This is a genomic window from Marinobacter alkaliphilus (assembly GCF_055394375.1).
Genome location: NZ_AP043751.1, coordinates 962,172 through 977,068 on the forward strand (window position 1 = coordinate 962,172; position 14,897 = coordinate 977,068).

The window sequence follows — 14,897 nt, forward strand, 5'->3', positions numbered from 1 at the left end:
AACTGAAAGCTGTGGGATAATAATAAAGTTGGTAACATAATAAAAGAGTTGGTAAGTTTATAATAAAGTTGGTAACTAGCGGCCTATGTGGCAAAGTCAGGCTATTCTCCTCGGGAGTGATAGGGAATGGCCAACTACAAACTCGACAAGAAAACCCAGAAGTGGATCAAAGAAGAACGTGGTAAAGGCAGCGGCAAGGATTACCATCCATGGCTGACCGTCAGAGACCTATCTTCCAGGGGGCGCTCGCATCGAGTGATGGGCCACCTGACAGGACGAACTCATCATTTCTTCTCCGATACAGAGTTAGCCGCGTTCCTGCTACTTGAATGGAATCCGGATGTAACCGACATCCGTGAACAGTTTCCTCTCCGAATAGAAGACACCTTCTCAGTGGCTGAGCAAGCCAATATTCGCCACCCCGAAGCAGGCGGATACCATCAGATCATGTCCAGCGATTTTGTGGTTGACCTTTCCACGCCTGCCGGGCCAAAGAGATTCGCCGTTCAGGTGAAAACCTCGCCCGACCTCATGGATTCGCGCACAGTCGAAAAACTGGAAATTGAGCGCCGGTATTGGAAACGTAAAGGCATCCCCTGGTATCTGATAACCGAGAAGCAGATGCCTCCTACCGTAATGGCAAATCTGGATCTGCTTTACTCGGCCCGGGTCCAAAGTGAGAGCCTGGAGATCCTATTCCAGAGTTTGCCAATCTATGTCGAGGTGTTGGCAAACAATCCTAATGCCAGGCTATCCGATGTCGGCATGATGGTTGACCATTCCTATTCACTGGAGCCAGGCACATCGCTGGCAAGATTACGGGCGCTGGCAGCTTTAAGGGCATTGACGTTTGATATATCCATTCCCTGGATCAAGCTGGTATCACAAGACCTAAAGGTGGTTGAGGACATCGCGCTGCTGAGGGCAAGTTATGCTGCGAATCAATGACGTCTTCCAGCTGGAGCAGGAGCGGCATCGCATATTGGCACTGGCGGACCAACACGTGCTCTGGATAAATATTGACTCAGATAAAGCATGGCCGGAGTTGGTAAGAACCGCTGAGATCGAACAATGGATACTTGATGAATCACTGCGCCGGGTAGAAGATCCCTATCAGGAGCTTGCTGCACTGGTCGTCGAACAAGGCAGTAAAGCCCAGGTGATTCGGGATCAGCGATATGAATTAATAGCTCCTCTGCTTGCTGATGAAGAAATTTATTACCGCAGTGGCAGGGGCCGGTTAGTCCAGTCGCGTAGCGACGAAACTAGCACACCCAGGAAATCGCTTTATAAAAACCTTCGGCAGTACTGGCAGCGCGGAGCAATGCCCAATGCTCTGTTACCGGATTACCGAAAATCCGGGGGAAAAGGCCAGAAAAAAATCTCCAAGAAGAAACTGGGTCGACCCCGGAAAATCTCACCGGGTACCGGGATTACCGTTGATGCCTCCATCGAAAAGATGTTCCGTGTGGTACTTGATACCTACTATGTGAACGACAAGGGCCATTCCCTGCCATACGCTCATAGACGATTCATCGACATGTTCGAGGCCGCCAACCCGGATGTGCGGCCCGAAGATTATCCAACAATTACTCAATTAAGATATTTCTATCACCGGGAGTATGAGAGCGCCGACCGCATTCGCCTAAGGGCAAACAAAATCTCCTACCAAAAAGATATTCGGCCCTTAATAGGGACTGCCACAGCAGGAGTGGTGGGGCCAGGCTCAAGGTATGAAATTGATGCAACGATTGCCGATGTTTACCTGTTATCGGCCGACCGGCAACGAGTCATCGGTCGTCCTACTCTTTATGTGGTAGTTGATGTTTTTAGCCGCATGGTGGCCGGCTTTTACATCGGTTTGGAAAACCCATCCTATGTGACGGCCATGAGTGCTTTGGCCACATCGATGTTAGACAAGTCCGAACTCTGTGCCCGTTATGGCGCGAAGATTACTCCGGAGCAGTGGCCAACCGTTGGCGTACCAGATGCGATTCTCGCTGACCGTGGGGAATTACTGGGGCACCAGATTGAATCTCTGGAAAAAGCATTTGGCGTGCGCATTGAGACCACTCCGCCATACCGGGGAGATGCAAAAGGCATTGTCGAGCGCTATTTCCGAACCCTCCAAGCAGAATTCAAGCCGTTTACGCCCGGTGTGGTGACAGGCACAAAAGTCAGAAAGCAGGGCGGAAAGGACTACAGGCTGGATGCAACGCTAACTCTGGACGATTTCACCCAAATCATGGTCGCCTCGATTCTTCACCGAAATCAATATGCCGTGCTGTCGAAGTACGACCGTGATCCGGATATGCCAAACGATATGGCGTTAACCCCGCTCAATATCTGGAATTGGGGCATAGAAAATCGAACCGGTCGGTTGAAGAACGTATCGGAACAAGCCCTGCGGATTGCTTTGTTGCCGCGTCAAAACGTCTATCTTTCGGATCTGGGGGTCAGCTGTTTTGGTGCGTACTACACATCGAAGGAGTTGTTGGCCTCCGGCTGGCTCCACCGTAACGGAGACCGCAGAGTCACCGGCCTTCAGGCAGCCTATGATCCTGCAGTGGCTGATCATATTTATCTGTTCCCGAAAAAAGACAGTTCCGAATACTGGGTATGTTTTTTGACTGATCGTTCGCGCCAGTTTCGCGGCAAGTCCATGTGGGAGTTATGGGCCAGCCAGGAAGAACAGCGAAAAGCCACGAGCGCCGCAAAAGTGGCCGAGACAACCAGTAAACGAGACCTGGAAAATCTGGTCAGCAACACTATCAAAAACGCTGAGCGTTCCCGCCCCGCCATCAACAAACAGAAATCCAAAGCCGAAACGGTCAGGGGGATACGCGATAATCGCAAGCAAGAGCGGGATGCTCAAAGGGCCGAACAGACAAAAGCCCGGCAGCCGGACAATAGCAAACCGAAATCTGATGTAACCTACCTACATGGTAAACCCGACGATGGGGCCTTCCCGGATTTTCTGGACGAGCTGTTTGGAGACGACGAATGACTTTACCTTCAGGCATGGTGACTGCCGTTTACCAGGACACGGGAATACCTTCATATCATGGAAATCCACTGATTGAGGCTTTACCACCAATTCCAGACCGTAAACAGCTTATAGCCGGTCTCAGTGAGACTATGGAGCTCCGACCAACGGAAATATACCTGGACGGTCAGACACGGGTTCATATCATTTCCCAGCTACTGGACGGTTTTTTTCAGCCGCTGGCACGCCATATCGAGCTTGAGTCAAAAGTCTCGATCATGCTGCGCCAGGGATATGTGGGTCGCAACATTGCCACTGGCGATCTCTCAGCTCATTTACAGAACGGCTATGAGCGCATCAAGAGTGGAGACTTGAAGGCATTCCGGTTTGATCATGTTGAGTCGACTGCGAAAAGCCTGGCGTTTATCGGGTGCTCTGGTTCCGGGAAAACCAGCTCTCTGAACCGTATTCTGGCAACGTATCCCCAGATGATTCACCACCCGGAACACAATTTCACGCAGATTGTCTTCCTGAAAATCGACTGCCCCCACGATGGTGCTCTTAAGAGCCTATGCCATAACTTCTTCCGGGAAATCGATTCCATTCTTGGAACAGATTATGTCCGGCGTTACGGAGAAAAACGCCACGGCGTAGAAACAATGATTGCGTTGATGTCGCAACTGGCAAACACCTATGCGATTGGCTTACTGGTCATCGATGAAATACAGCACCTGAATGTTCGTGCCTCCGGCGGTGCGGAGAAAATGCTGAACTTCTTCGTAACGTTGGTAAACGAGATCTCCGTGCCGGTGGTAATGGTCGGAACACCAAAGGCTCGACCTGTTTTTGAAACAGACCTGAGGTCTGCTCGGCGCGGGGCCGGCTTTGGATCAATATTGTGGGAACCCTTGCGCCAACCTGCGGCTGAAGAAAACATAGATCGAACCGAATGGGGCGCGTTCACGAAAAAGCTTTGGAAGTACCAGTGGCTGACCAAAGCCAGTGACACTATGCCGGATGATTTAAGGGATCTTTGGTTTGATCTGTCTCAGGGCATCATGGATGTCGTCATCAAGTTGTTCGTGTTGTCCCAGATCCGGGCGGTTGTAACAGGCACGGAACGAATCACGCCCAATATCATGAAAAAGGTTTACCACGACGAACTGAAGCCGATTCACCCGATGATGGAAGCTCTGCGTTCCGGAGACCCGAGCAAAATAGCCCAATACTCAGACCTCACGATCCCTGATGTGGATAAGAAGATTCTGGAGCTCAGTACCCTCCTGGAATCAAGCAAAGACCAGATCCGGAAATCCGTTCAGTACAACGGCAACGATCAGGCAATTCGGCTGCACAACCTGCTGGTTGATGTGGGCCATGAATCAGACCTTTTGGAACCGTTAATTCAACGAGCGCTCGAGGATCACCCTGACCTACAGCTGAAAGACCTGATGCCGATCATTCTTAAATGGTACAAGTCTTCCGAGCAGGCGCTACCGGTGACGGAAAAGCAAAAATTCAAATCGATCAAAGTGAAGGAATGGCACACCCTTGACTCAGATGATTTGCGCTTCATGCACTCTCAGGCGGCGAACGAAGACGAGATGCTGGATGCCGCACGTCAATCGGGTCTGGTTTTTAACAGCGACCAGTGGCTGGGTTCTGGTAACCAGGCATAGCTGCCATGCTGAACTTCCCGGTTCCGTACCCTGAAGAACTGATATATAGCACAGTGGCCAGGGCAGGCATTCGGGAGGGGATTATTAGCCCTAAGGAATTGCTGGATGACGTGTATGGTAATCGCAACGTCATTGCAACGCTGGATTTGCCCAATCAACTATCGAGGATTTCTCGGTGGTTGCCCTCTGATTATAGTGTTGAAGTGATTACCTACTGCCACACTCTATTCCCCTTGTATGCCCCATTTATACCGGAAGAACGCCGCAAACGGTGCCTGGCATGGATGGCTGAAGAATCCCGGGGTGCAGTACACCTCGCGATGGGCGTTGCCGCATCGCTTGTGAAGGTGCCTAGCCGTGTTCGATATTGTCCCGGGTGCCTCAAAGAGCAACAACGTACCTATGGAGAGTATTTTTGGAAGCGGGAGTGGCAGATAGCCGGAGTGGACTGTTGTGAAAAGCACGGCGAACTCGTACATACGGCCATTACCCGCCCCTTAGTCGATCAGCACCGCTATCATGGCGCTTCGCCAGACACTTGTCCGCTATTCCCTCAAAAACCTGCTCGTAACGAATCAGAGATGGTTCTGACTCAGGTTAGGCAGCTATTGGAACAACGACCAGCCGCTTCACCGAGTTGTGAACAGTGGTCCTCTCACTACCACCGGTTGGCTCAAAAGTCTGGTTTTATTCGCGGCCGGACTCACATTGATCATGCTGCGATTGCCGAGTCTGTTTCAGACCACTGGCCTGCGAGGTTTTTGCGCCGATATGGTTTGGGGATAGATCGGAATTCGGATTATTGCTGGCTACGAGGGATTTTCCGGAAACACCGGAAATCCTTCAGCTACCTCCAGCACATTATTGCTCACCACTCGTTGTTGCCTGAAGGATGGTCCATTACCGATGTTATTGACAGTGTCAGAGAGTTGCCCTTGCCCGTGCGACGAGATTCATCAGGGTCAAATGGGGAGGCACATATTGGGGCTAAACACGGTTTAACGCCAGATCAGCACGACTGGATAAAAATGCTGGCAGACCGGACACCGAAAAAAGCCCGGGCGGCGGCGCCGGCGCTTTACGCCCGGTTGTATCGGTACGATCGATTTTGGTTGAAGCAGGTAAATCAAGCTCAACCACGAACACAGGTTCTTAAAAGAAAACCGAGAGTTGATTGGCGGCAGCGGGACCGGCATTATTTAACCAAGCTTCGGGAAATTCTCAGGTTTTTGCGTGCGGCCCGTCGCGGCCCCCGGCATTCACAAACGTATTTGCTGAAACAACTGGGAAAGCTCTCCACGCTGGAAAAGAAACTCGACCGGTTGCCGCGAACCCGGCGACTGCTGGCACGTTATACCGAAAGCGTTCCCGAATACCAGGTACGGCGGCTGAGAAACGCTTGGTGGGAATTAAAGCAGGAATTCCATTACCCACCACGTTGGCGTTTAATCCGTCTAGCCGGGCTCAGTGAAACACGGCTTACCGACCAAGCACGGGATTACTTGCATGGCCTCGAAGAGAACCAAGAAGACACCAACGATCAAGGGAATCAAGGACAACAGCCAGGTTAAAGAAATCGGCTCCATGGTTCGTGATTTGCGAACATCAAATTGGTACATCGAGGTAAAGCTGGATCCGGCCCAAGAAAAGGAGAAGTTTGGCGTATCGCAGCTGGGCCTGATACCTAGGCGGCGTGTGTTAAATGTGACAAAGGCCGGAGGCTCCAAGGTTGCCGGTTATGAAAAGGACTTAAAAATAAAAACTACCAGCACCTGGTCGCCTTGCCGGATAGCCGACTGTCCAATAGTAAACATTCGCAGGCAGGGAGACAGGCAGCAATGGTGTTTTAGCTTTAAAGCTGGCGATACACAGTTTTTCCTGCCACAAATAGAACTGGCCCGGGTTCTTTTTTTCCATTCTGCCTACCTGACTCGCTTGGCAATGAACCCGAATGGACTAGACGAGGAATTCGACGTTCAGATGGGTGAGAACCCGAATAGGGCAGAGATCCATATCTTGCCAAGTAGCTCTCTGCCCATGATAGTGCGAGGTAACCCCAGCCAACGAAGAATGCTGGCTTGGCTTCTGTTGGATAAAGAGGTTCGACACTCTTTTGGAAGTATTGCCCAATATCAACTGACAGATGGCGAAGTTAGAAATGGTCGCCGGTATTGGCCGTTCCGTTTCGATCCCCCGCCCTTAGAAAATGTGAAAATGAAGGTGCGAGGCCAGTACGTCAAAGAATCTGAGCTTTTCTTCGTTTATGAAATCCACAGCCTTACAAACCTGAGCAGCCAGATCCCGAAAGAGATTGAGTTCTTCGATCCGAAATTCACTGACCAAAAAGCAGGGAAAAAAGGAAATTCTACAGAAAGAGGGGGAATGAATGGCCCACCGGAGATTAATGATGACGAGATGCCAACTACGGATGCAGGTGAGTATGTTCTGGAGGTGCCAGAAGTAGAACTGGAGTTCTCCGAACCTGCTTATACCACCCGCAAGCCCACGGATGGCAGACGTCGGGCTGGTGCCAGGAAGGGAAAATCAGAGGAAGGCGTTGTTGATCCCTCTTATGGCCCAAACGATGTCAGTACTGATGAGCCAACCGTTCGGGGAGAGCTGCCAGCGGGTGTTTCTGATGGTATTGATGACCAGAGTAAGGATTCACACCTATTCATCCACAGATTTGAAGAATTTATTGCCATGAGCGACCTATTGGAAACCAAAGGTTGCCGAATTGTGGCTGAAGAAATGATTCCACTACCGGCGCTGGAAGGTCACTCGAAATATCGACTGCCAGATGGCAACCCAAGACACTTGCTTTACCGTGTGTTGAGATATCAAAATCAGAATTATGCTTTGGTGGAGGTTGATACCGTAGAGTCTGAAGCAAGACTCTCCACACTGCTCCTGAAACAACCACCTGGAAAATACGATTGGTACCCAAAGCTTTCGATATTGGGCAGGTCGTTGGTGAAGGCTTCCTTACGCTGGCCTACCGATAAGAAGCTGAAACAGGACTTTCCTGCTGGGTTTCGACGAATCTCGCATCAAAAAAACATCACATCAAGCCTGAGCCCAACAGGCACTACTGCATTGAATCGTTGGATGGGCCGGGTCTATTCTTCGCTCGCTGAATTACATACTGCCCGGTTTTGTTAACTGCGGCAGCCCAACCCGGACTTTGTGTTGGCTCTGTATGCGATGGATCACTAGGATCGCGCAGCAGGTGCCACTAATGATCTCATTCTCGGGTCACACGTCCCGTAAGTTTTCAAACTTGCTCCGTGGTAGCCACTCGATTGCGAGATCATTACCGCGAATCTGTACAACGCCCTGGCCTGGGTTTGGTTTATCGTGCTCGGCGCGATACACGAGCAAGGTGTCCAGCAACTCCATCAAGTGCATTTTGAAGCCAGAATTCTTCAATGCATCGTGATCAGCTTCCTCAAACTGCCAACGAGCATGATCAAGTCGGTTGTCATCGGAATCGCTCATGAAGAACACACTTCCTTCCGCTGCACTATCTGCCAGGTACTGTTCCGCCAATTGGTCGAGTCGGGTTTGATCAAAGGTAGCGTCGTAGCTCATATCTCGTGTCCTTCTGATACGGTCATGCTGTCAGCACAACCCAAGGTTGTTAAAAGTTGGCCCAGAATTCTTCGCTGTGGGCTATTGGAAAAATCTGCAAGGTGAATGATGCCCTGGTACTCAAGGGCTTCGGCGTATGTCATAACCCGAGGAAATACCTTGCTTGCCAGTGCCGCAGGCTCTGAAAGCTTCATAATTGGCATCAGGCCCTCTATAGAGCGATCAGCATGCTCTGTCAGCAGGTAGCCCACATGGAGCATCTTGGAACCGTAAAACAGCATAAGAACCGTCTGTTTGGCCCATGGCCCTGTCTCCAGTCGATAGAAAGCGCCACGGTTACGCGTCCCATTACCCGCCCGGAAAAAATTAAATCTAGGCGCGTACAGAAGGCCGGAAGCATCTTTTTGAAAAGCGGTATGGACGAACGGGCTCAGCAACTCGGCGTTTTCCGGGCCAATCCTGGTCATGTCACCATTGCCGACAAACGGTTCGAATAGCTCTTCGAGACTGGTCGTTAATGCTTGTTCAAGCCAGCTCGCGTGGATGGCCGGTAACTCGTTGACCAACTGGATTGCCTGCTCATGGTGTCGCTTTCCCTCAGCAATGCCCTCTTCGAGAATGTCTTTTAGCGTTTTCACCTTGCTCACATACTCCTTCGTTGCCCGTTCTACCACTGCCTGATAATCCCGCAAAGCCCAAGCGATGTGAGATTGCCGATCAACTGCGTTGACGCATAACTTAAGCCAGGTATGAATACTGTCTTGTCCGGTATTTTTTCGATAACTGAGATTTTGATAGCGAGCGACTGGCTGTCTGCTGGTGTTGAGCAAACGTGATGTCCGGTGACAAACCGTCAACCCACCCAAACCGAACACAGAGGGAGCATGTCGATTTTTAGTCAGGTAGATAAACAGCGTGTCGTCCGCTTGCATGGGGTCAGTGGCGTTAACCACTTCCAAGTAACGTGCTACTTGCCTGTATTGATCCTGCGCGTTGAGTTTATTCTCGATAACAATCTGACGTTTGCCATCGGTTATCCACAGATCAATCTGATCTCCTTGGCCATCCGGGCAGTGTTCTTTCAGCACGGTTACAGATGTCGGATCCAGCCAATCCTGTCGTCCGAGAGTCTCCAGGAAGAGTTCTAGAAATCGCGTTCCCTGATAATGCTTCCCCTTTGGATTCAGCAGAGCATAGATAAACCGGGTATGAAGCCGGACTTCATCATTGACTAACAGAACCGAGCTGAGCAGATTAAAGTCATTCAATCCCTTTCGTTTTTGTTCTGCTTGTTCCTCGTCAAACGCTTCCAGCGCAGCGAAGAGTTCTTCCCATGATTCCATTTCGCCTGCCTTATCCCGTCTCAACGCTGGTTTTGACCTGGTTATACACAGCCCGCATCAGGTACTGGGACGCGATATTGCGGAAGGACTCGTCGTTCATCAGGCGTATGAAAATGTCTTCGTTGCCGTCCATTCGCTCGACAAACAAGTTCTCAAGCTGCTTGTTAAATACCGGTTCGAAGTTCTCCAGGCTGTTAGCCATGACGGCCTGGCGTAGCTGTTCGTTGGCAACGGCGGTTTCCTTCACCTGATCGAAGAACAGCTGATCCGCCGGGGTAAATTCAGTACCAAATCGCTCATTAAGCTTGTCGACTAGCGTTGATAACTGCACCTCTTCCTCTGCCTGGCCGGTGCCGACCTCTGTCGGGCCATACAAGGCTTCCGGCTCGCCTACTTTCAGGTCGATTGCTCCTTCACTGATTTTCTGAAGCCGGTAGTACTTCAGCTCTACCTCATCATCGACCTGCACTGTGCGTGTATCGGTGGTGTAAGGCAGTTTGGTGAGCAGGAAGCGGGAATAGGTGTACAGCTTCTCGTGGTCCGAGTCTTGATAAGGAATAATCTGGGCGACGAAGCCGTACAGGTTACGGAAGCTGACTAACTGCCCCTTGAACAGGGCTTGGTCCTCTTCGCCTAATTTCTTGAAACGCTCGACAGCCAGGTCAATCAAACTGTTCAGCTTCTTGTGTTCGCCGCCCGTCGGGTTCAGTCGGTTACGGAACCAGATCTCGCACCAGGCGCTTACCTCGCCCTCCGTGAAAATCTGCCAGGTGGACAGGGTGTGGGCCAGGTTATTGAGCTGCTGCGGGTCGGTATCCTCTTCCTTGGTGGTCACCTCGTAATAGGGTTTGAACGCCTTGTAGATTTCATCCGGCTCATTCACGAAGTCGAGGACAAAGGTATCTGTCTTGCCCCTAACCGTTCGGTTAAGCCGTGACAGCGTTTGCACCGCCTGAATGCCTGACAGCTTCTTATCCACATACATGCTATGAAGCAGTGGCTGGTCAAAGCCGGTTTGGTATTTTTCAGCGACCAGTAACACCTGATATTCCTCGGTGTTGAATTTATCCGGTAGCTCAGACTCCTTGATGCCCTCGTTCATACCGACTTCGGTAAATGTCTTGTCAGCATATTCCTTGAGAGCGATTTCTCCCGAGAAGGCTACAAGGGACTTCACATCCGTATAGCCTTTAGATTTGATGTACTTGTCGAAGCCCAGCTTGTAGCGCACCGCATGTTCACGAGAGCTGGTCACTACCATGGCCTTTGCCCGGCCACCGATCTTGTGGCGGGTATGGGTGCGGAAGTGCTCAACGATCACCTCGACCTTCTGCGCTATTTCATAGTCGTGGAAGGAGACAAAACGAGCCAGCGCCCTTGCTGCCTTGCGGCGTGGCACTTCAGGGTCATCCTCCACCTTCTGGATCAGCTTGTAATAACGTTTGTAGCAGGTGTAGTGGGCCAGCACGTCATGGATAAACCCCTCTTCAATGGCCTGCCGCATACTGTAGTGATGGAACGGAGCTTCGCCGTTTCGTCCCGGCTCGTTGAACACCGCCATGGTCTTGAACTTGGGGGTTGCGGTGAACGCGAAAAAGCTCAGGTTGGGCTGTTTGGTACGTTTGAGCTGCTCACGGATGAGTTCCTTTTTGGCTTCTTCGCTAAGGCTCTCGTCTTCCATGTCCAACAACTGCTCTGCGATGGCTGACTCGATGCCATCCTTGTTCAGAATCTTGCGAAGCTCCATGGCGGTTTCACCACTTTGCGAGCTGTGGGCCTCATCCACAATCACCGCAAAGCGTTTGCCTTCCGTCGAAATTGAGATGCCCTTGCCTTTTTGCTCCAGCGTGCGGATGGCCTGACTGATGAAGGGGAATTTCTGGATAGTGGAAATGATGATCGGCACACCGTCAGCCAGCGCCTTGGCCAGTTGCTGAGTATTCTCGTCGATCTTCTGAACGACGCCCAACTTGTGCTCGAACTGGAAGATAGTGTTCTGCAATTGCTGGTCGAGTACCCGGCGGTCGGTAATCACCACCACGGAATGGAATACCTTCTCGTTGTTGGCATCGTGCAGACTGGACAAACGATGAGCCAACCAGGCAATGGAGTTGGATTTACCGGAACCAGCAGAATGCTGTACCAGATAGTTATGGCCGGAGCCCTTGGCTTTTGCGTGCTGGGTCAGAGACCTTACGGCATCCAGTTGGTGATACCGCGGAAAAATCAGCGTTTCCTTGCGGTGGCGCTTGATTCCCTTTTCGGTCACGACCGTTTTCTCCTCAACCTGAAGGTGCAGAAAACGGGCGAGGATATCCATCAGGCTGTCCCGCTCCAGCACCTCTTCCCAGAGGTAGGCGGTACGAACATCACCTTCCATAGGCGGGTTGCCAGCGCCATGATTAAAACCCCGGTTGAAGGGCAGGAAAAAGGTATCCTTCCCCTCTAGGTGGGTCGTCATAAACGCTTGCTCGGTATCTACTGCAAAATGCACCAGGCAGCGATTTTTGAAGGCGAACAGCGGGTCTTTGGGGTTTCGTTCGAAGCGGTACTGGGATTTAGCATTTTCAACGGTCCACCCGGTCGCCGACATGGCATTTTTCAGCTCCATTGTAGCAACTGGGAGACCATTCACAGCCAGTACCATGTCCGGAATTGCGCCGGTCTTTGTATGTACCTGACGAATCACGGTAAGCCTGTTCGCGGCGTAGCGTTCAGCTGCAGCGGTATCAATACTGGTATTGGGTGCAAAATACGACAGCTTCACCGACTTGCCGACGCATTTGAAACCTTCACGTAGCACCGTCAGTGCCCCTTTTGCGGCCAATTCCTTGGTTAGGGCATCCAGGAGCATGCTCTCGGCCTTGCTCGCATCCAGGTTGTTCAACCGCTCCCAGATCTTGGGTTGTGTCTTCTGCACAAAGCTCACGACATCCGCCGGGAACAAGGCTATTTCAGCATCGAAACTGGTGGGATTTCCCTTTTGATAGCCACCTTGGGTGATCAGCGCCTGCTCTATGGCGTTCTCAAAGTCGATTTCTTTGTGCATAACCTATGTTCCTTTTTAAAACTTGGCTGGGTTTCAGCGACTACTCTTGGTCAGAATTGTCGTTCTGCTGCTTTCCCAGCTTCTTCTGCGCGTTTTCTACTTGTTTGACGCTTTTATCCGGCGTGGGCAGGTTTTCTGGCATGGTACCGCCCAGTTCGCCAATGGTTTGCCGAACCTTCTGGCCTACCTCGAAATGGGTTTTGTTGGCGTTCTGCTTACCCTGAATATTGTCTCGGCGAAGCTTCTCTTCTGCCTGTGTGGCACGGAACAAGTTGGCAGCGAGCTCTGTGCTCCCCATGTAGTCAAGAATCTTGTGGCTCTTCTTGAGCCCTTTTCTGGCATGTAAGTCCTTGGCGCCCAGCCCCCCGTATAGCCCTTTGTAGCCATGATCCTGAAAAATGGCGTAATCCAATGGGGTCTCCACGCCAGCATCCTGGGCAGCCGCCGCCAGGTACTTGTTGTGGGCAATAAGCTCCTTACGGATTGCCAGGCGCTTCTCATCCTCAGAAAGCGCGGTGAACTGCTCGCTGTCCTCCAGCTCCTGTCGGCGTGTCTGGATAGCAAAGTAGGTCTGGCCGTTGGCGATGACCGGCTTCGTAGGGTCGCCGTTCTGGACGATCAGGTAGCAGGCATAGCGTGACAACCGTACATCTGGGACCTTGCGTTGTGCTCCAGAACCAATGTCGACCATACCGAGGATGTCCTCGAAATGGTCATTAGGGTCTAACCCGCTGTTTTGGCAGGACTCTTTCGCTTTATTGATAACCGGCTGGAAATGGCGGTATTCAGAGTACTCAAGAAGCTTGGAAAGCTCACGGGCGGACCAGTATTCATTTCCTGCCTCATCCAAACGACGACGGTTCTCAAAACTTGCATGGTGAGTATTGGTGGACGGCGTATCAGCCATGGGCAACCTCCTTTTGCTCAGTGGTTGTGGGGATGCAGAAGTCCCGCACGTCGATTTTGCCGGTGACAGCATTGGTGATCAGGGCAGAGCGGTATTCTTGCAACCGTTCAATTATCTCTAATACTTTCTTACTTTGTCTTGATGACTTTTTTTCCGCCTCTAATAAATAATTAGAGATCGTAACTTGTTCATCGTATGAGGGAACGGTGAACGGTAGACTCTTTGTTTCGTCTTGATTGATGATCGGTAGGGTTGTGTATTTGCCACATTTGACAATGAAGTCTCGGATTGCGCGCAAGAAATATACAGCGAATAGATGGTGTAACTTTTCATTGCAATGAATGCAGTTAATTTGTTGGTTACACGATGCCGGACTTGTAGCAATAGCCACTTTTCCTATTGTTGCACCAATCCCTACTTGCATGACTGTATCGGATGGGAAGGTTCTAACGGCCTCCACTCCCTCTTGTGATAACTTATTTCCAGCTGATTCAAGAAAAACTCCATCAGTGAAATCCCCAGGCTTATACCAAGGCAAGCCTTCATCATCAAAATGCAGCTCGTTTATCCCAGTAGGAGTCGTTCCAGTTTTGACGTAATGGCTAAGTCTCCGTAAGGGAAGACACTGCCAGTGCGCAGGAATCTCCCCCAACCATTCAACACCCGAATCCTTCATCGGTACCGATGGATCCAGCCCTTTGGTGACCGCCTGACTGATAAGCGCTGTGCGTTGTTCAGCCAACTTGTCTAACAGCAACTGCTTTTTGGCAATCAGTGCATCAATCTGAGCAGTTTTATGGTCAAGAAAGTCTGATATTCTTCTTTGTTCAGCCAATGGTGGTTCTGCAAATGGTAAACGAGCTAGGTCACTCGCATTGATTGCTGGATAACTCACTCCAACCGAATTAGCGACAACGTCGCCAACGAATCCATTGGACTGCAACATGTAACCAGCAAATCGGGCATCTAAACTCGGACGAGGGCGAATTACTGCAAATCCCGTCGAGACAACCATATTGAGAGGAGGGTTCTTTATAGGAGCAATTGCTTTTAGATATGTGCGCACAGTCGAAACTATGACATCGCCATGTCTGACTTTGCGACGCGCACGGGATGGCGCTTTCTCAAAAGCTAATAATTCCGTTTTTTCGATACCATGTGTCAATGACACACTGGAGATATCGACATACTCAATTTCAAAGTCTGGATCAGTTTTCTCATCCAAACTCTCGTCATTGTATGTAGCGACATCTTTGAGACGCTTCTCTTCCCAATGCTCAGGTATAGACGCAAGCCAAGTAGATTTGGTCGTTTTATAGCTCGGATATCGTACTTGTCTCAT

At 50.8% G+C, this 14,897-nt stretch carries 10 protein-coding genes; 5 read left to right on the plus strand and 5 right to left on the minus strand.

Annotated elements, in window-relative coordinates:
* Nucleotides 1-126: 126 nt before the first annotated feature.
* From ACZ5Q2_RS04380 to ACZ5Q2_RS04400, 5 genes are all read left to right on the plus strand, one after another.
* Entirely contained in the window at nt 127-948 is an 822-nt protein-coding gene (locus ACZ5Q2_RS04380; RefSeq protein WP_432210432.1) for a TnsA endonuclease N-terminal domain-containing protein, read from the plus strand.
* Nucleotides 932-3,007 (plus strand): integrase catalytic domain-containing protein, encoded by a 2,076-nt coding sequence (locus ACZ5Q2_RS04385; RefSeq protein ID WP_432210431.1) that lies wholly within the window; start codon nt 932-934, stop codon nt 3,005-3,007. Before ACZ5Q2_RS04380 ends, ACZ5Q2_RS04385 begins: the two co-directional genes overlap by 17 nt.
* Nucleotides 3,008-3,138: 131 nt before the next feature.
* On the plus strand, nt 3,139-4,665 hold the full coding sequence (locus ACZ5Q2_RS04390) for an AAA family ATPase (RefSeq protein ID WP_432210430.1): 1,527 nt from the start codon (nt 3,139-3,141) through the stop codon (nt 4,663-4,665).
* Between the two features lie 5 nt (nt 4,666-4,670).
* A complete protein-coding gene (locus ACZ5Q2_RS04395) occupies nt 4,671-6,236 on the plus strand; it encodes a TniQ family protein (protein ID WP_432210429.1) in 1,566 nt (521 codons plus the stop codon).
* Nucleotides 6,172-7,827, plus strand: a complete 1,656-nt coding sequence (locus tag ACZ5Q2_RS04400; RefSeq protein WP_432210428.1) for a Tn7-like element transposition protein TnsE — start codon at nt 6,172-6,174, stop codon at nt 7,825-7,827. Before ACZ5Q2_RS04395 ends, ACZ5Q2_RS04400 begins: the two co-directional genes overlap by 65 nt.
* Before the next feature lie 93 nt (nt 7,828-7,920).
* On the opposite strand, the gene ACZ5Q2_RS04405 is transcribed toward ACZ5Q2_RS04400, so the two are convergent.
* The 5 genes from ACZ5Q2_RS04405 to ACZ5Q2_RS04425 are packed head-to-tail and all read right to left on the minus strand — an operon-like array spanning nt 7,921 to nt 14,897.
* Complete coding sequence (locus ACZ5Q2_RS04405) at nt 7,921-8,256, minus strand: hypothetical protein (RefSeq protein ID WP_432210427.1); 336 nt, start codon at nt 8,254-8,256, stop codon at nt 7,921-7,923.
* Nucleotides 8,253-9,599: a PDDEXK-like family protein gene (locus tag ACZ5Q2_RS04410; protein ID WP_432210426.1), complete on the minus strand. Its 1,347-nt coding sequence runs from the start codon at nt 9,597-9,599 to the stop codon at nt 8,253-8,255. Before ACZ5Q2_RS04410 ends, ACZ5Q2_RS04405 begins: the two co-directional genes overlap by 4 nt.
* Before the next feature lie 10 nt (nt 9,600-9,609).
* Nucleotides 9,610-12,648, minus strand: a complete 3,039-nt coding sequence (locus ACZ5Q2_RS04415; RefSeq protein ID WP_432210425.1) for a type I restriction endonuclease subunit R — start codon at nt 12,646-12,648, stop codon at nt 9,610-9,612.
* Between the two features lie 40 nt (nt 12,649-12,688).
* Nucleotides 12,689-13,555 (minus strand): DNA damage-inducible protein D, encoded by an 867-nt coding sequence (dinD, locus tag ACZ5Q2_RS04420; protein ID WP_432210424.1) that lies wholly within the window; start codon nt 13,553-13,555, stop codon nt 12,689-12,691.
* Complete coding sequence (locus ACZ5Q2_RS04425) at nt 13,548-14,897, minus strand: restriction endonuclease subunit S (RefSeq protein WP_432210423.1); 1,350 nt, start codon at nt 14,895-14,897, stop codon at nt 13,548-13,550. Before ACZ5Q2_RS04425 ends, dinD begins: the two co-directional genes overlap by 8 nt.